This window comes from Marinobacter lacisalsi, assembly GCF_042651045.1.
GTDB lineage: Bacteria > Pseudomonadota > Gammaproteobacteria > Pseudomonadales > Oleiphilaceae > Marinobacter > Marinobacter lacisalsi.
On sequence record NZ_JBHSDI010000008.1, the window covers coordinates 91218 to 110094 of the forward strand.

Consider the following 18877-nt stretch of genomic DNA (forward strand, 5'->3'; position numbering starts at 1 on the left):
GCCATGCCCCTGGCTCAGGCCCTCTTCGACGGCCACGACAGCTGGCTTGACCACACCCTGGCCCTTGGTGAGCAACCCTGTGGCGACATGTCGGTGACCATGACGGATGGCGGCCAGCTGCATCGACAGGACACCGGGCTGCTCTGCTACCACCCGGCATACGGGTCGCCTGAAACACCGGCCCTGATTCTTTCCGCCGGCATCCACGGCAATGAAACCGCGCCGATCGAACTGCTGAATGCTCTGGTGGACAGCATAGTAACCGGGCGTATCAGACCTGCTATTCCCCTATTACTGATACTGGGCAACCCACCCGCCATGGTGGCAGCAGAACGGTTTATGGACCACAACCTGAACCGGCTGTTCTGTGGCGCGTGGCAGGATTACCCGGACTGCCACGAAACCCGGCGCGCCGCTCAGCTGGAGGGAGCCTGTCGATCCTTCAGGGAGCAGCACAAAGGACCCTTTCGGCACTATGACCTGCACACCGCCATCCGGCCGTCCCGTCGGGAGAAGTTTGCCCTCTATCCGTTCCTGGAGGGTAGACAGGTGCCGGAGACGGAACTGGCTTTCCTGACCGAGGCGGGCATCGGCACCCTGCTGCTACAGCACGGGCACGGCACCACCTTCTCGTCGTTCAGTTCAGAGCAACTGGATGCGGAAAGCTTCACGCTGGAACTGGGTAAGGTGCATCCTTTCGGTCACAACGACCTGAGCCGGATTGCGGACCTGGAGGCGGCCCTGACAAGACTGATCCGCAACGAGCCAGCGCCCGTGACCACGGGCACTCAGCCGCCTGATATCTTTGTAGTGGTCCACGAAATCCTGAATACCGGCGACCACTTCCGGTTCCATATCCCTGACGAGGAGGCCAACTTTACCGAGTACCCCCCGGGAACTCTGATCTGGGAAGACGACATCACCGAATACCGGGTCGGCCCGGAGCCCGAGGCGATCATCTTCCCAAACCCCAGGGTTCCGGTGGGGCATCGTGTCGGGCTGATGGTCCGGCGAAGATCTGGGTAGGGAACACCGGATGCCTTTCTGAAATGCCCCCTCACCCTGGCCCTCTCCCGCGTAGGGGAGAGGGAATTTTCGCCGCGAACTGCTGGAAAACCTCAATCCTCAGTTAGGCAAGACTATATTTCATGCTGGAAATCGTAGATCGACCCCAGCCCCAGAATCCCGGTCAACTCATCCAGCGCATGACGACTTTCCTCCAGCAACGCCGGATCTGCCAGATCCGCGACGGAAAGCTCCTCGCGATAATGCCCCTGCACCCAGGCCGTCAGGCGCTCATATAACGCATCCGTCAGCAGCACCCCCTGATTCATGGCGGCCACCGCATCCTCCGACAACGCCACCCGTAACCTCAGGCAGGCCGGGCCGCCACCGTTGCGCATGGACTGGCGCAGGTCGAAGGTCTCAATGGCCGTTATCGGGTTGTCAGCTGCCAGCAGCGCATCCAGGTACCGGTTGACCGAGGCCGTCTCCCGGCACTCGGCCGGCACCACCAGCAACATGCCATTACCGACTGACAGCAGTTGGCTGTTGAACAGGTAGGACGACACCGCATCCGCCAGCGGAACCTGATCGTTGGTTACGCGAATCGTCTCCAGGGGCGTATCGCCCAGCTTCTCACGTAACTCGGCCATCAGGGGTTCTTCATTGAGAAACGCCAGTTCGTGGTAGAACAGCAGGTTCTCATTACCCACTGCGATCACGTCATTGTGAAACACTCCCGCATCTATCGCGGCCGGGTTCTGCTGGGCAAACGCCACCCGCTCCGGTTTCAGACCATGCAGGCGGGAAACTGCCTGTGATGCTTCCAGTGTCTGCCGCGCCGGGTATCGCTGGGGGCGCGCAGCGCGGCTGTCGAACGCCATCTGCCCGTAGACAAACAGTTCCACTCCCGGTTTACCATGCCCGCCACAAAGGCGAGTGTGATTCGCCGCGCCCTCATCCCCGAACTGGGGTACCGATGGCAGAGGCGGATGATGGGCAAACCAGGCATCGTCGGTGAAAATCGACTTCAGGATACGGGAGGTTTCCGCCCCCTCCAGAGACCGGTGAAAACTCGAACCCAGATTGGCTGCGGTGAAATGCACCCGATGGTCCGGCGTGTCCGCCGCCGGCGACACGGTAGCCGCATTCGCCGTCCACATGGATGATGCCGAACTCACTGCCGATAGCAGCTCTGGCGACTCCTTTGCGACCTGTGCCAGCATGGCCTTGTCGGTGCCCCGAAAACCCAGCCGCCGCAGCGTCGGCATATGTGGTCGCTCCTGGGGCGGCAGAACCCCCTGCAGCAGACCCCGGTCCGCCAGCGCTTTCATTTTGGCCAGCCCCTGCAAGGCCGCCTCTTTCGGATTGGATACCTGATTGGCATTGGCATCGGAAGCCAGGTTGCCCCGGGCAAGGCCGGCGTAGTTGTGGGTGGGACCTACCAGGCCGTCCAGGTTCAGTTCCCGACAGACACCGGGGTGGAGTGACTGGTTGGGGGTTGGGTTATACGTTTCCATAGGTATCTCGCGTATCAGGAAGCAAGCTATACGAACTCAGGCGAGTTTCCCTTTGCTCCCAATGGAGTTAAGGCTACGCCAATCTCGCCGTATCAATTCCCTCTCCCTTGAGGGGAGAGGGGGCTAAATCGCGGGACCCTCGACATTTGCAGGCAACTGAGCAGTCTGGGCAGAGCAATCCGGGGGAAGGTTTCGGGACCTTCAAAAACAGGGACGTTTTTGAAGAGCCTACATGGACGTATTTACGGCGTGTCCCGAAAGCTTTTACCGGATTGATCTGCCTGCCTCCAATGTCGGCAGGCTCGCGATCGATCCGTTAAAGCTTCAATCCAGGCGCCAGTTCCTCAGGCAAAGACACCTTCTCAGACTCCAGTGACGCCATCGGCCACGCACAATAATCAGCAGCGTAGTAAGCACTGGGCCGGTGGTTACCGGAATCCCCCACGCCACCAAAAGGCGCCGCGCTGCTGGCACCGGTCAGTGGCCGGTTCCAGTTCACGATGCCGGCTCGGGCTTCCTCCAGCAAGCGGTCATACAGCTCCCGCTTATCGGTCAGAATACCCGCCGCGAGGCCAAACCGCGTGTCATTGGCCAGTGCCAGGGCCTCATCGAAATCGTCGTAGCGATACACACTCAGCAGCGGCCCGAAGTATTCCTCGTCCGGCGCATCCACCCCGGTCAGATCCACAATGCCCGGCGACAGTACTCCGGTGCCCTCTCTATGAGTCATATCCAGCAATGACTGGCCACCGGCCGCTCGCAGCTTCTGCCAGGTTTCCATCAGGCGGGTCGCCGCCCCGGGAGATATGACCGCCCCCATGAACGGCTGCGGGTCCTCATCGTACTGGCCGACCGTAATATCCTTGGCCGCTTCCACCAATTTCTCCAGAAATGCATCCCCGTCGCGCCCCTTGGGCACCAGCAGGCGACGGGCACAGGTACACCGCTGCCCCGCAGACAGGAACGCTGACTGCAAGGCATGATGAACCGCCGCCCGGGTATCCTTCACATCCTGCACAATCAGAGGGTTATTGCCCCCCATCTCCAACGCCAGGATCTTGTGGGGCTGACCGCCAAATTGCTCATGCAGCAGGTGACCTACCGTGGAACTGCCGGTAAAGAACAGACCATCGATCTGCTTGTGACCCGCCAGGGCCCGGCCCGTATCCGCCTCGCCCTGAACCAGGTTCAGAACGCCATCGGGCAAACCGGCCATATGCCATAGTCGCACTGTCATCTCCGCCACGCCTGGCGCCAGCTCGCTGGGCTTGAAGATGACCGTATTGCCTGCCAGCAACGCCGGCACAATGTGCCCATTGGGTAAGTGCCCCGGGAAGTTATAGGGGCCGAACACGGACACCACGCCATGAGGTTTGTGGCGCAGCACCGCCCGACCACCGGGTACATCGCTCTCCCGGAAGCCGGCGCGCTCGTCCCGGGCGCGTACGGCAATATCGATCTTGCCAATCATGGCAGTCACTTCGGTGCGGGATTCCCACAGGGGCTTGCCGGTTTCCTTGCCGATCTGGTCGGCCAGTTCCTCACGATGCGCTTCCAACAGGTCACCAAAGCGACGGACGATAGCCTCGCGCTCGCCCGCCGGTTGCCGGGCCCAGGCCGGAAAGGCCTGTCTCGCCTCGGTAACCGCCGCATCCACGTCATCCATCCCGGCTCCAGAGCCTTCCCAGACCGTGTCCCCTGTAACCGGGTGCAACGACTCCAGCTCATCGCCATGGCCTTCAACCCAGAGGCCGTTGATAAACAGTTCGCCGGTTAACGTGAGACTCATAACTATCTCCCAGAGCCAGAAAGAAGGCAGTAGTGGTATTCCATCGCGCTCGCAGACTGATCCAGGCCGCGATGGGATACTTCAGTTATTGGTCAGAACAACGCTTCTTTCAAGGGTGCAATGCGTACCTGGTCCCCTTCCGCCACATTCAGGGCCTCCATGATGGGCCCCGGTATCTGTACCTCGTCATCCCGGATGGCGCTGCGGGGGAGTGCGCCAACTCGGAAATCCTCGAAGGATCGGTTGGAAACCATGACTTTGTCTCCGGCGGGCAGGTTGTCCAGTAGTGGACGGTCTACCCGCTTTACCGGTCGCAGGATACTCTGGCGTATCGTGCGAATGTTGTGGAGGAAGGCCTCGACCACCGGGCCGCCATCGAAGATGTCCACCAGGCCGTTGAAGTTGAAACCTTCGGCCTGAAGCATATTCAGGGCAGGCTCGGTATTGGTGTGGACTTTGCCGATGACGTCGCTCGCGCTGTCAGGCAACAGCGACAGGTAGATGGGGAAACGGGGCATGAGTTCGGCGATGAAGGATTTGTTGCCCCGGGCGGAGAGGCGGTCGGCTTCGACAAATTCCATGTCGAAAAAACGTCTTCCCAGGGCCTCCCACAGGGGGCTCTGGCCCTGGTCGTCGGAGACACCGCGCATTTCGGCGAAGATCTTGTCGGAAAAATACTCGCGGAATTCGTCGAGAAACAGGAACCGGCAGCGGGACAGTAACAGGCCGTTGCCACCGCCCCGGTGGCTGCCCGCCAGCAGCAGGGAGCCGATTTCGGTGGCGTCGGTCATGTCGTTGGTGAGGTAGAGGGTCGGCGTGCGTACGTGGACGTCGAGTTCGCGGCTGTCGCTGACGGTGATGCTGAGGCGGTAGTTGTAGAAGACTTCATCGAGCCCGACCCGGGCCTGGATGCCGCTGATGCCGACGCAGCGTTGTTGTTCGGTGTCTTCGAGGGCAAACAGGTAGAGGCCGGCGCCGGGTGCGCAGCGACCTTCGAAGGAGGCCCTGGCTTTTTCGATTTTGCTCTGGAGGAGTTTGCGGTCCGGGGGGAGCGTGGTCAGGCCGTTGCCGGCCGAGGCGGCCATCTCATAAAGGTCATCGAGATCGCTATCTTTTAGTGGCCGGATGATCAGCATGACGGACCCTCTTCACCAGGACTGCGATTTTGGGTGCAGGGAGGGCAATCTGGTGCGGTTTTCCGGGACACGCCGTGAATACGTCCCTGTAGGCTCTTCGAAAACCTTTAATGCTTATTGCTCCTGCGTCGCATTAAAGGTCCAGTGCTGGCCATCCTTGGCCAGCCCGTGAAACGCTTACGCGTTCCACCCCTGTTTTCGAAGGTCCCGGAAAACCGCCCCAGACCGCCCACCGAAATATCGTGCTATTCGCCTTGGAGGTGGACCTACTTTGTCAGCTTAGCCACTGCTTTCTCAAACCGCTCCAGCCCTTCCTCAATATCCTGATCCGGAATAATCAGGGACGGGGCAAGGCGGATGACGTCGGCGCCGGCCACCAAAATCATCAGTCCTTCCGCCTGGGCTGCCGCCAGGAAGTCCTTGGCCTTGCCTTTCCATGGATCGGTCAACACACAGCCCAGCAGCAGGCCCTCGCCGCGAATGTGGCTGAAGATGTCGTATTTCTCACCGATGGCCATCATGCCCTTGCGCAGCTTCTCGGAACGGGCTTTCACACCCTTGAGGATTTCCGGCTGGCTGATGGTGTCGATCACTTTCTGGGCCACAGCACAAGCCAGCGGGTTGCCGCCGTAGGTGCTTCCGTGGGTGCCAACACCCAGACTGTCGGCGACTTTGGCGGTAGTCAGCATGGCCGCCACCGGGAATCCGCCGCCCAGGCCCTTGGCGCTGGTGAGGATGTCCGGGGTAACGCCGTAGTGCTGGTAGGCATAGAGGTGGCCGGTGCGGCCGGCACCGCTCTGAACTTCGTCGAATACCAGCAGGGCATCGTGTTCGTCGCAGAGCTTGCGAAGGCCCTCAAGGAACTCCGGCTCGGCGGGCATAACGCCGCCCTCGCCCTGGATCGGCTCCACCACCACGGCGCAGGTTTTCTCTGTCGAGATCAGCTCTTTGACCGAGTTCAGGTCATTGTAGGTGGCGTGGTGGATGCCACCGGGGGCGGGCTCGAAGCCTTCCAGATATTTGGCCTGGCCGCCCACGCTGACGGTGAACAGGGTGCGACCGTGGAAGGAGTTGGTGAACGAGATAATCTCGTGCTTCTCCGGGCCATGGTGCTGCCAGCTGTATCGGCGGGCGAGTTTGAACGCGGCCTCGTTGGCTTCGCCGCCGGAGTTGGCGAAGAAGACCCGTTCAGCAAAGGTAAGTTCGCACAGGGTGCGGGCCAGGCGCAGGGCCGGTTCGTTGGTGAGCACGTTGGAGACGTGCCAGAGCTTTTCCGCCTGCTCCTGTAATGCACCGATCAGTCCGGGATGAGCATGACCGAGGCTGTTAACGGCGATGCCACCGGCGAAGTCAACGTACTCACGGTCGTCCTGGTCCCAGACTCGAGAGCCCTCACCTCGCACGGGTATCATGGCGCCGGGGGCATAATTGGGGACCATGACGTCGTTGAAGAGTTCGCGGGTGACGGGTTCTCTGCTGTTCATATTGTCCTCTCTGACCTTCCTGAAACCGGTATTTTACTGACAGTGCACCGGCGTATAGTGCTTTATCATACGCCAGAGAGGGAGGGTCTGGAAAACTCAGGACATATCGTTGCCCAGGCTCAGGATATCGGGTGTGCCGACAGGGGGTAGTTCCAGAATCTTCAGCCCGCCGATCCCTTTTCCGGAAAGCGCCTTGACCACCAACTTGTAGGAATCCATGTCAAAGGTGACGGCAGTGCCGCGAAGACTGAGGTCGTCAAGCTCTTCCTCGGAATGCACCGTCGCGACATGCATCCAGTTGTAGATGATCAGGATATCGGTACGACCGGTGCCGGGATTATGCTCCACCACGCCTACCGGGCCAGGCCAGGGCCAGGTTTTCAGGCGCAGGCTGTGGAAGGCGATCTGCACCCGCAGGTTATAGCGGGTTACGTCTTCGATACGCTCACAGGCGCCCTTGCAGCGGCCCAGGGTGCGCTGGAAGCAGGGGCCGCTCTGCTCCGCCGGCTCCAGATCCAGCAGCTTGTTGCAGAGCTCGTTCTTGCCGGCGATGCCGGTGAGGGCACGCTGGGCATCCCGCTTGCTGCGAAACAGGCCGTAATAGTCGCCAAGGCGATGGGGTTCGATCTGCCGGACAAGCCTGGCCTGCAGATAGCCCTGGTCGTTTGCGGTGAGTTCGATGCTCCATAGGGTCTTGGCAGGCCGGGAGCGGCGGTTGTACATGGGGTGCAAAGTCTTGATCTGCTTCAGTTCCAGTAGTAATGCCCCCAGTTCACCGGCGGTCTCGGTCCACTCCAGGCGACGCATGCTTTCCGACAACCGGATGCCCTTGCCAGAGTTGTGATCACCGGAAAAGTGGGAGGCCACCCGCTGGGCAATGTTGGTGCTCTTGCCTACGTACAGCAGCACCTCGTTCTCGCCATAGAAACGGTAGACGCCGGGCACCGCCGGCACCTCATCGAGCACATCCGGCGGCATGTGGGAGGGCACGCTGGGGCGTTGCAGCAGGGTCCGGACAGCCTCGTTCACACTGTCCGCGCCGTGCTCCCACAGGGCATGGCTGAAGAATTCCATCATCGCGGCAACGTCACCCATGGCCCGATGTCGCTGCACGGCGCCCAGGCCGTGGCGCTGGATCAGGGCGTCCATGTTATGGCGTTTGTCTTGCGGGTAGAGGCGCCGGGAGAGCTTGACGGTGCACAGCACCCTGGCGGCAAAGGGGCGAGCCAGGCGGCGGAATTCGGCCTTGACGAAACCATAGTCAAAGCGGGCGTTATGGGCGACGAATATGGTGCCCTTCAGTCGCGCTTCCAGCTCATCCGCCACCTCGGCAAACTCGGGCGCGTCTGCCACCATGTCGTTGCTAATGCCAGTCAGGCGTTCGATAAAGGGCGGGATGCGCATGCGGGGATTGAGCAGGGTCTGCCACTCATCCACCACCTCGCCATTACGCCAGAAGCGAATGCCGATTTCGGTAATGCGATCATGGCCAGCAGATCCGCCTGTGGTCTCCAGATCCAGGAAGGCGAAGGTGGTGGAATTCAGAATGCCCTCTGCAGGGTTTCGGGTTGCCATGCCAATACTATACGTAAGTCGTAAGCAACCCGCGTACTGTAGCCATACAATACATATAATTAAGATCACTTCCGATAATTTGATTAAAAAACGCTCGATAATCGCCTATTGACATTGCAGTTTCGTTACTTATTTGCCACGTTATTGCAGTGTTCATAAGAATCGCGAGGGAACATCAACAACCACCCATAACGCAACAGAGAGAGGACGAACATGAAGAAGAATGTACTCGCCAGAGCTATTGGCTTGACGTCTGCTGCAGTAGCGCTGGGCTTCGCATCGAGCCAGGCCGCCGCCGTCGAGTTTGAGGCCGGTGACGTCATGCTCGACGTGTACGGCTACGCTCGACTGAATGCGGTATACGACATTGATCAGGACATCGGCCTTGATACCCAGGCCGGTCATTTCCCTTACCTCTTTGATAATGATAATGGTAGAGACGGTCACTTTGATGCCGACGCCCAGCAGTCCCGGCTCGGTGTCACGGCTACCCATGAAAATGGCATGAGCGTCACCGTGGAGGGCGATTTCCGTGGTGGCGAGTTCCGCCTGCTGCGAGCCTACGGTGAATATGGCAACTGGATGGCTGGTCGCAACTGGTCCAACTACACCAGCTTCGTCGGCTGGACCCCCACCCTGGACTTTGACGGCCTGGCCGGCCTTGCTGGCATTCAGGACCGGGCTGCGCAGGTCCGGTACACCAATGGCCCCTGGTCATTCTCCCTGGAAGATCCGAATTTCCAGAGCGTGGGCGGCGACGAGAAGCAAACCCTCCCTGTGGCTACCGCTCGCTACGAGAGCGCTCTGACCCCCAGTGTCATGTTCAGTGCAGGCGCACTGCTGCAGTATCTGTCCTATGACGAGGGCAGCGGCGGTGACGATGATGACGCCGTCGGCATGGCCGGCTATGTCGCTACGGATGTTTCCATTACGGATGCCTTCACCCTGCACGCTGTACTCAACGCAACCGAGGGCGCCAACGGCTATCTGTATCGCTCAGGTGACAGCGGCTTCGGTGGCCAGGATGCGTACCGGGATGGCGACAGCCTGGAAACCATCCAGGGCTATGGGGGCACTATTGGCGCATCCATGGATGTCGGCGCAGGCACACTGAATGCTGGCTATGGCCTGGTCAAGATGGACTGGGATGACTACGAGAGCGATCTTGGTTCCGGCTCAGCCAACGCCCGGGTTGAAACCAACGACAACGCCTTCGTCAACTATCAGTGGCATCCCATTGAGAACGTCATGCTGGGCGTTGAGTATGGCTACTTCCAGTCGGAGCTGGAAGGTGGCGGCAGCGAAGATGCCCAGCGTATCATGTTCGCATCACAGTACAGCTTCTGATTATCCTGCCTGAAACCAACGCCCCCTTTCCGGGGGTGTTTTCGTTAAGAAGCCCCTCTCCCTTGAGGGGAGAGGGGTTGGGGTGAGGGTGGGGCCGACGACTTCGCTGTTCGACCGCCCTCACCCTGGCCCTCTCCCTTCAAGGGAGAGGGAATGCTCGCCGCCAGGGTTTTGCGTTGCTACAGCAACAACTGCCGAATATCCCCGAGCAACCGCGCCAGCAGGTTGGTAAACCGGGCCGCATCGGCGCCGTTCACTGCCCGGTGGTCATAGGACAGTGACAGCGGCAGCATCAGCCGGGGCTGGAAGGCCTCGCCGTCCCATACCGGTTTCATGGACGCCTTCGAGACGCCCAGGATAGCCACCTCCGGGGTGTTCACGATGGGTGTGAAAGCTGTGCCGCCGATACCCCCCAGACTGGTGATGGAGAAACAGGAACCCTGCATTTCCGCGGGCTTGAGCTTCTTCTCCCGGGCCTTGTCCGCCAGTTCCTGGGCTTCCTCCGCCAGCTGCCACAAGCCCTTCTGGTCCACATCCCGGATCACCGGCACCATCAGGCCGTGGGGGGTGTCCACGGCAATGCCGATATGAATATACTTCTTGCGCACCACTTCCTTGCGCGCCATATCCAGGGACACGTTGAACTGGGGTAGTTCCGCCAGCGCCGCGGCACAGGCCTTGAGGATGAAGGGCAATGGCGTGAGTTTGACCCCTTTCTTCTCGCCGGCCTGCTTCTGGCCCTTGCGAAAGGCCTCCATCTCGGTGATGTCGGCGTCATCGAACTGGGTAACGTGGGGTACGTTGAGCCAGCTCTTCTGCATATTGGTGGCGGTCGCCGTCATCATGCGGGACATGGACTCCCGTTCCACCTCGCCAAACTGACTGAAGTCCGGCAGCTTGATACCGGGAATACCGGCGCCCTCCACCGAACCGCCCTCCTGGGCTTTCTTCAGGTTCTGGCGGATATAGCCTTCCACATCCTCCTTGAGAATGCGGTCCTTCGGGCCGGAGGGTTTGACCTTGGTCAGATCGGCGCCCAGCTCCCGGGCCACCTTGCGCACCGCCGGTCCAGCGTGAACCCGGGCGCCCGGTGACGGCACCTGATAGGTGCTGTCGCCCTGGCTGTCTTCGGAGGTCGATGCTTCCGCGTCCTTGTCGTCTTTTTCGGACTTGCCCTCGCGCTTTACCTTCGAGGCTTTATCGTCCTTTTCGCTACCTGATTTGCCGCCCGTATCGGCCTCGGTCTCTTCCTCCCCGTCATCGCCACCGTCTTCCTGCACGGTCATTTCCAGAAGGTCATCACCCTCGGAGAGCTTGTCCCCCTCCTTCACCAGGATCTTGCCGATCTTGCCGGCGTAGGGTGACGGAAGCTCCATGGTGGCCTTGTCGGATTCCACGGTGACCAGCGGGTCCTCTTCGTCGACCTCATCCCCCTCACTGACGTTGATGTCGATGACCGGCACATCCTCGAAACCGTCCAGGGCCGGCACCTTGACCGTTTCCTTGCGGCTGCCGCCTCCCTTCTTGCCGGATGATTTCTGTTTGCCGGCGTCGCTGTCCTTTTCTTCCTTCTTATCATCCTGGTCTTCATCGGACGTGGCTTCTTTCTCCTCAGACTCCTTATCAGCGTCTTTTCCCTTGTCAGCCTTGTCCTTCTCTTCCTCGCTGTCGTCCTCATCCTCACCACCACCGGCACCATCGGTGTCGATGGAACCCACCACATCGCCCTCGCTGAGCTTGTCGCCCACCTTTACAGAGAGTTTGGTGATCTTGCCGGCGTAGGGAGCCGGTAGCTCCACGGAGGCCTTGTCCGACTCCACAGTCAGGATGGGATCTTCTTCCTCGACCGTATCCCCCTTGCTGACCAGTACTTCGATAACCTCGACTTCGTCCGCGCCGCCGAGATCGGGAACCTTGATGTCCTGCTCACTCATTGCGGCCTCCTCAGCTGCCCACCGGGTTGGGTTTGTTGCGGTCGATGCCGTACTTGCGCATGGCCTCCAACACCTGGTCGCTCTTGAGTTCGCCGTCTTTTGCCAGTGCGGAGAGGGCGTTGACGGTCACATAGTAACGGTCGATCTCGAAGAAGTGACGCAGACGCTCGCGGGTATCGCTGCGGCCGAAGCCATCAGTACCAAGAGTCATGTAGGTCTTGGGGATGTACGCCCGAAGCTGTTCCGAGTGCAGCTTGATATAGTCAGTGGACGACACCACCGGCCCCTGCTGTTTTTCCAGGCACTGGGTGACGTAGGGTTTCTTCTGGGTGTCATCCGGGTGCAGGTGGTTCCACCGTTCCACATGCATGCCGTCACGGGCCAGCTCGTTGTAGCTGGTCACACTCCACACGTCACTGGCCACACCCCAGTCGTCTTTCAATAACTGCGCTGCGGCCCGGACCTCGTTGAGGATGGCGCCGGAACCCAGCAGCTGGACCCGGGGCCCCTTCTTGCGGCCCTTGGTTTCCACCGACTCGAGCTTGTACATCCCCTTGATGATCTGATCCGCCAGCCCTTTGGTCTTGGGCATGGCGGGCTGGTGGTAGTTCTCGTTCTCGATGGTGAGGTAGTAGAAGACGTTGCGGTTGTCCTCGAACATTTCCTTGATACCGCGCTGGATCACCACAGCCATTTCGTAGCCGAAGGCGGGGTCGTAGCTGCGGCAGTTGGGCACCACGTTGAACAGCACATGACTGTGGCCGTCCTGATGCTGCAGACCTTCGCCGTTGAGGGTGGTGCGCCCGGCCGTGCCACCGATAAGGAAGCCCCGGGCCTGCATGTCACCAGAGGCCCAGACCAGGTCGCCGACCCGCTGGTAGCCGAACATGGAGTAGAAGATGTAGAACGGTATCAGCGGGAAGTCATTATGGCTGTAGGAGGTGGCAGCAGCCATCCAGGCGGCCATGGAGCCGGCTTCACTGATGCCTTCCTGGAGGATCTGCCCTTTCTTGTCCTCACGGTAGTACATGATCTGGTCCCGGTCCTCGGGCACGTACTTCTGGCCTTCGGCGGTATAAATGCCCAATTGACGGAACATGCCTTCCATGCCAAAGGTGCGGGCCTCATCAGGAACGATGGGCACAACCCGCTTGCCCACCCGCTTGTCCTTCACCAGGGCATTCAGCAGGCGCACAAAAGTCATGGTGCTGGACACTTCCCGGTCGCCAGAGCCCTCCAGAACGGTTTTGAACACGTCCAGTTCGGGCACCTTCAGGGGCTGCGTGTCCTTGCGACGTCTGGGGTAGAATCCACCCAGTTCCTGCCGGCGCTTGTTCATGTAGACCAGTTCAGGACTGTCCGGTGCTGGCCGGTAGTAAGGCACATCCTCCAGTTCGTCGTCTTTCAGGGGAATACCGAAGCGGTCGCGGAAGGCCTTGAGTGCATCCTTGTCCAGCTTCTTCAGGGAGTGGGCTGTGTTCTGCCCTTCCCCGGCGGCGCCGAAACCATAGCCCTTGATGGTATGGGCCAGGATCACCGTCGGCTTGCCGTTCGCTTCCCTGGCGGCCCGCTGGTATGCGGCATACACCTTGTAAGGGTCGTGACCACCACGGTTGAGCTTCTTGATATCCTCATCCGTGAGGTCTTCCGCCAGTTTCGACAGTTCCGGGTATTTTCCGAAGAACTCCTTGCGGGTGTATGCCGGCCCCTGGCTGATGTAGTTCTGCAGCTCGCCGTCCACCAGTTCGTCCATGGCTTTCTGCATCACGCCGTCTTCGTCTTTCTCGAACAGCGGGTCCCACATGCGACCCCAGACCACCTTGATAACGTTCCAGTCAGCGCCCCGGAAGATGCCTTCCAGTTCCTGGATAATCTTGCCGTTGCCCCTTACCGGCCCATCCAGGCGTTGCAGGTTGCAGTTGACCACGAACACCAGATTGTCGAGCTTCTCACGGCCGGCCTTGGAAATGGAACCAAGTGTCTCGGGTTCATCACACTCACCGTCGCCCACGAAGCACCACACCTTGCGATCGCCCATGTCGATCAGCTCGCGGCTGTGCAGGTATTTCATGACGTGGGCCTGGTAAATGGCCTGGATTGGCCCAAGCCCCATGGACACCGTGGGAAACTGCCAGTAATCCGGCATCAGCCAGGGGTGGGGGTAGGAGGAGAGCCCTTCACCGCCGACTTCCTCGCGGTACTTGTCCAGTTGCTTCTCATCAAAGCGCCCTTCCAGATAGGAGCGGGCGTAGACGCCTGGTGAGGCGTGCCCCTGGAAGTACACAAGGTCCGCGCCACGGTTTTCATCACCGGCATGGAAAAAGTAATTGAAGCCCACATCATAAAGCGTGGCCGCAGAGGAAAACGTCGATACGTGACCGCCGAGTTCACCGGGGCGCTTGTTGGCCCGGAGCACCATCGCCAGCGCGTTCCAGCGGATCAGCGAGCGGATCCGCCGCTCCATGAACAGGTCGCCCGGCATGCGGGCCTCGTCCCGCAAAGGAATCGTGTTCCGGAACGGGGTGGTGATCGAATATGGCAGCTCGGTGCCTTCCCGGCTGGCCCGTTCTGAAAGACGCTCCAGGATATACTTGGCGCGCTCCACACCCTCGTACTCAATCAGGGATTCCAGCGCATCCAGCCATTCGCTGGTTTCAGTGGGGTCTTCGTCCTGGTACATCGAACCCTCCGTTTCTATGATGGTGCGGCCTGGGTGCCGCCAAACTGGTGCCGGCGCTGAATCACGCCCGCCTGGGGGAAACTGTCACCACAAATCATAGATCAGGTTAGCCGTCTTCTCCGGCCGCAAGCTTGTGGCGAATCACCCGGAGCCACTGTGGCCCGGAAATTTTCAGAGGACAGTCAATACTATAGAAGGCATGTTGCCAACTTGCGACCACCATCACAACTCGACCAAAGACGAACCCGTCAGCCCCCTTAACAATCGTTTATTCGGCGTCCATAAACGGCCCAGAGAAAGCTTTAGGCACTAAATATCTGCCTGCGATTGATGTTGGTGGGGATTCAGGGCACAAACGCCATCAACTACGCCGATTATGATCCAAAATGCCGCCATCCCTCACAAAGGAGCGGTATTAACAACGACGCCCGACCCGCTTTCGCTCATTTTTTTGATTAGACCTGAAAATGTTCTTCCTTTCCGGTATACTCGCCTGCCTGATTTTTGAGCAGTGGTGGTTGATACCATCCGGTCAGCCACTGGCAATTTCACCAGACAGAGGGCGATTCATGAATTCCATCGTCACCTTTCCAAACCGGATACCGGCCGTCGAGTTCGAAGAGCGTCGTTTCCAGGTCTACACCGACCGTCAACTCGACAAGATCGACGTTATCCAGAATCTCCCTGAAGAGACTCTTTTCGAAATGAAAGTGGTAGCCAGCGTGCTGCCCTTCCGTGTGAACGAGTACGTCATCAACGAACTGATCAACTGGGACCAGGTGCCCAATGATCCCCTGTACCAGCTGGTATTCCCCCAGAAGGGCATGCTGAAGGACGAGCACTTCGAGCGCATGGCCGAATTGCACCGGGAAGGCGCCGACAAGAAGCTGATCCAGAAAGTCGCCAAGGAAATCCGCGATGAACTGAATCCGCATCCCGCCGGCCAGATGGAAATGAACCTGCCCACCCTGGACGGGGTGCCTTTGGAAGGGTTGCAGCACAAGTACCGGGAAACGGTGCTGTTCTTCCCGGCACAGGGCCAGACCTGCCACTCGTACTGCACCTTCTGCTTCCGCTGGGCCCAGTTTGTGGGTGACAAGGACCTGAAGATTGCGAGCAGTGATGCCGATCAGTTGCACGGCTACCTGGCACAGCACACCGAGGTCAGTGACCTGCTGATGACCGGCGGCGATCCCATGGTGATGAAAACCAGGAACCTGGTGCAGTACCTGGAACCGCTGCTGCAGCCGGAGTTCGATCATATCCAGACCATTCGCATCGGCACCAAGGCACTGACCTTCTGGCCGTACCGGTTTGTTACCGACAAGGACGCCGACGAGCTGATCGAGCTGTTCGCCAGATTGGTAGACGCCGGCAAACACGTGGCCCTGATGGCCCACTACAACCACTGGCAGGAGATCACCACCGAGATCTCGGAAGAGGCCATCCGCCGCATCCGTGCCACCGGCGCTGAAATCCGCGCTCAGGGCCCGCTGATCAAGCACGTCAACGACGATGCCGACGCCTGGGCCAAGCTGTGGAAGAAGCAGGTCCAGCTGGGCATCATCCCCTACTACATGTTTGTGGAGCGGGACACCGGTGCCAAGAACTACTTCGAGGTGCCCCTGGCAAAGGCCTACGAGGTCTACCGGGAAGCCATGAAGCAGGTCTCCGGCCTCGGCCGTACCGCCCGCGGACCGTCCATGAGTGCTGGCCCCGGTAAGGTGGAGATCCAGGGCATCGCCGAGATCAAGGGCGAGAAGGTGTTCGTACTGCGCTTCCTGCAGGGCCGCAACCCGGACTGGGTACAGCGCCCCTTCTTCGCCAAGTACAGCGACACCGCCACCTGGCTGCATGAGCTGGAACCGGCGTTCGGCGAAGAGAAGTTCTTCTTCGAGGACGAGTACGAGCAGATGCGCAAGGGCAACGGCTGATAAGGCCACACCCTCGCATCCAGCGAACAGGCAGCCCGCGGGCTGCCTTTTTTATGGGCGGATGGTTCGTGGTCCTCCCAGACACAAAAAAGCCGCCCCGGTCTCCCGGGGCGGCTTTTTCTGACTTCGATCGTGCTTAGCCGAAGTCAGTGGGCTGCTCGCCCTCTTTCACTTCCTTCATGGACAGCTTGACGCGGCCACGGTTGTCCACATCCAGCACCTTGACGGTGACCACCTGACCTTCGCTGAGCACGTCGGTGACGTTCTCGACACGCTGGTCGGAAATCTGTGAGATGTGCACCAGGCCGTCCTTGCCGGGCAGGATGTTGACGAAGGCACCGAATTCCATGATGCGCTCGACCTTGCCACGGTAGATGGCACCCACTTCGATCTCGGCAGTGATTTCCTTGACCCGGTTGACCGCCGCCTGGGCAGCAATCTGGGTATCGGCGTAGATCTTCACGTTGCCATCGTCGTCCAGATCGATGGAGGCACCGGTCTCGTCACAGATGGAACGAATGGTGGCGCCGCCCTTGCCGATCACATCGCGGATCTTGTCCGGATGAATCTTGATGGTGGTGATGCTCGGGGCACGCTCGGACAGCTCGGCACGGGGCTTGGCGATGACCTTGGCCATTTCACCCAGGATATGCAGACGGGCTTCGTGAGCCTGCTCCAGAGCAATTTCCATGATCTCGTCGGTAATACCCTGGATCTTGATATCCATCTGCAGGGCGGTAATGCCCTCGGAGGTACCAGCTACCTTGAAGTCCATGTCGCCCAGGTGATCCTCGTCACCCAGGATGTCGGTCAGAACGGCGAACTGCTCACCTTCCTTGACCAGACCCATGGCTATACCTGCTACAGGCGCCTTGATCGGCACACCGGCATCCATCAGTGCCAGGGAGGAACCACAGACGGATGCCATGGAACTGGAACCGTTGGACTCGGTGATCTCGGACACGGCACGAATGGTGTACGGGAACTCCTCAATGGTCGGCATGACAGCCGCTACGCCACGCTTGGCGAGACGACCATGGCCAACCTCACGACGACCCGGGGTACCCACACGGCCAGCTTCGCCCACGGAGTATGGAGGGAAGTTGTAGTGGAACAGGAACGGGTCCTTACGCTCACCTTCCAGGGCATCAATGATCTGCATGTCCCGGGCGGTACCCAGGGTGGTGGTCACGATGGCCTGGGTTTCGCCACGGGTGAACAGCGCCGAGCCGTGGGTGCTGGGCAGCACGCCCACTTCGATGCTGATGGGGCGAACGGTCTTGTTGTCGCGGCCGTCAATACGGGGCTTGCCTTCAATAACCTGCTGGCGAACCACGTTCTTCTCGACCTTGCCGAAGTACTTCTTCACTTCGTCTTCAGCCGGCTGGCCTTCCTCTTCACCAGCCAGTTTCTCGACGGCGGCGTCCTTCACTTCCTTGAGCTTGGCGTAACGCTCCATCTTGTCGCGGATGGCGTAGGCGTCAGCAATGGCGCTGCCGAAGCCATCCTGGATGGCGTTGAGAAGGTCGGTGTTTTCAGCCGCCGGCTGCCATTCCCAGCGTGGCTTGCCAACCTGTGCGGCAAACTCCTTGATGGCGGTAACCGCAGACTGCATTTCCTGGTGGGCGAAGAGTACGCCGCCCAGCATCTGGTCCTCGTTGAGGCCCTTGGCCTCGGACTCGACCATCAGCACGGCATCTTCTGTGCCGGCAACGACCATGTCCAGCTGGGAGGATTCCAGCTCTTCAAAGGTCGGGTTCAGGAAATAGCCACGCTCGTGGGTGAAGCCAACGCGGGAAGCGCCGATCGGGCCATCAAAAGGAATGCCGGAAATCGACAGGGCGGCAGAGGCTGCCAGCATGGCGGCAATGTCCGGATCCTGGGTCTTGCTGGAAGACATGACCGTGAGGATCACCTGAGTTTCGTTCATGTACCCGTTGGGGAACAGCGGACGAATGGGGCGATCGATCAGGCGGGAAGTCAGGGTTTCCTTCTCGGAGGGACGGCCCTCCCGCTTGAAGAAACCACCCGGGATCTTGCCTACAGCGTAGGTCTTCTCGAAGTAGTTGACGGTCAGCGGAAAGAACGGCTGACCCGGCTTGGCCTCTTTGGCGCCAACCACGGTACCCAGCACGGAAATGTCATCGATGGTCACCAGCACGGAGCCGGTGGCCTGACGGGCAATACGACCCGTTTCGAGGGTGACGGTCTTGCCGCCCAGCTCAAAGGATTTCTTGGTTGCTTCTGGAATCACAATAACTCCTGATGTCTGTTGGAATCTGCTTGCACCAGACCAGAATTACGCGTTTCCGGAACCCTGCTACCTGAAAGCGAACAGGCTGTTGCAAAAACCCGGGACCATGCCGGCGGGCCTTTCAACAACCTGCTATCTGCGCTCTCGGTCATGACAGCAGTAGCACTTCGGTAGTGACGTAACAACCGGTTCTGGTACCGGTTCGGGTGGAAAAAGGCATAC

At 59.9% G+C, this 18877-nt stretch carries 11 protein-coding genes; 3 read left to right on the forward strand and 8 right to left on the reverse strand.

The features are described 5' to 3' along the window. Positions 1-3 precede the first annotated feature (3 nt). Positions 4-1026 (forward strand): succinylglutamate desuccinylase, encoded by a 1023-nt coding sequence (astE, locus tag ACFOZ5_RS05360; RefSeq protein ID WP_379885985.1) that lies wholly within the window; start codon positions 4-6, stop codon positions 1024-1026. Positions 1027-1139: 113 nt separating this feature from the next. Here the strand turns inward: astE and astB are convergent, their stop codons facing one another. The 5 genes from astB to ACFOZ5_RS05385 form a co-directional block, all read right to left on the reverse strand. Then, positions 1140-2522: an N-succinylarginine dihydrolase gene (astB, locus tag ACFOZ5_RS05365; protein ID WP_379885986.1), complete on the reverse strand. Its 1383-nt coding sequence runs from the start codon at positions 2520-2522 to the stop codon at positions 1140-1142. 316 nt (positions 2523-2838) lie between these two features. Continuing rightward, entirely contained in the window at positions 2839-4311 is a 1473-nt protein-coding gene (gene astD / locus ACFOZ5_RS05370) for a succinylglutamate-semialdehyde dehydrogenase (RefSeq protein ID WP_379885987.1), read from the reverse strand. 92 nt (positions 4312-4403) lie between these two features. Then, complete coding sequence (gene astA / locus ACFOZ5_RS05375) at positions 4404-5447, reverse strand: arginine N-succinyltransferase (protein ID WP_379885988.1); 1044 nt, start codon at positions 5445-5447, stop codon at positions 4404-4406. Positions 5448-5713: 266 nt separating this feature from the next. Continuing rightward, complete coding sequence (locus ACFOZ5_RS05380) at positions 5714-6931, reverse strand: aspartate aminotransferase family protein (protein ID WP_379885989.1); 1218 nt, start codon at positions 6929-6931, stop codon at positions 5714-5716. A gap of 96 nt (positions 6932-7027) precedes the next feature. Beyond that, positions 7028-8506 carry an exonuclease domain-containing protein gene (locus ACFOZ5_RS05385; protein WP_379885990.1) on the reverse strand — a complete coding sequence of 493 codons (1479 nt, stop codon included), beginning with the start codon at positions 8504-8506 and terminating at the stop codon, positions 7028-7030. A gap of 213 nt (positions 8507-8719) precedes the next feature. Here ACFOZ5_RS05385 and ACFOZ5_RS05390 point away from each other — a divergent pair, with 213 nt between their 5' ends. Beyond that, positions 8720-9853 (forward strand): hypothetical protein, encoded by a 1134-nt coding sequence (locus tag ACFOZ5_RS05390; RefSeq protein ID WP_379885991.1) that lies wholly within the window; start codon positions 8720-8722, stop codon positions 9851-9853. A gap of 179 nt (positions 9854-10032) precedes the next feature. Here ACFOZ5_RS05390 and aceF read toward each other — a convergent pair whose 3' ends face one another. Beyond that, on the reverse strand, positions 10033-11787 hold the full coding sequence (gene aceF, locus ACFOZ5_RS05395; protein WP_379885992.1) for a dihydrolipoyllysine-residue acetyltransferase: 1755 nt from the start codon (positions 11785-11787) through the stop codon (positions 10033-10035). Between the two features lie 10 nt (positions 11788-11797). Further along, on the reverse strand, positions 11798-14467 hold the full coding sequence (gene aceE / locus ACFOZ5_RS05400) for a pyruvate dehydrogenase (acetyl-transferring), homodimeric type (protein ID WP_379885993.1): 2670 nt from the start codon (positions 14465-14467) through the stop codon (positions 11798-11800). A gap of 569 nt (positions 14468-15036) precedes the next feature. On the opposite strand from aceE, the gene ACFOZ5_RS05405 reads away from it, so the two are divergent. Beyond that, the gene (locus ACFOZ5_RS05405; RefSeq protein ID WP_379885994.1) at positions 15037-16401 is read left to right on the forward strand and encodes a KamA family radical SAM protein; all 1365 of its coding nucleotides are present in this window, start codon (positions 15037-15039) and stop codon (positions 16399-16401) included. A 136-nt stretch (positions 16402-16537) separates the two neighbouring features. Here the strand turns inward: ACFOZ5_RS05405 and pnp are convergent, their stop codons facing one another. Next, positions 16538-18655: a polyribonucleotide nucleotidyltransferase gene (gene pnp, locus ACFOZ5_RS05410; RefSeq protein ID WP_379885995.1), complete on the reverse strand. Its 2118-nt coding sequence runs from the start codon at positions 18653-18655 to the stop codon at positions 16538-16540. Between the last annotated feature and the right edge of the window lie 222 nt (positions 18656-18877).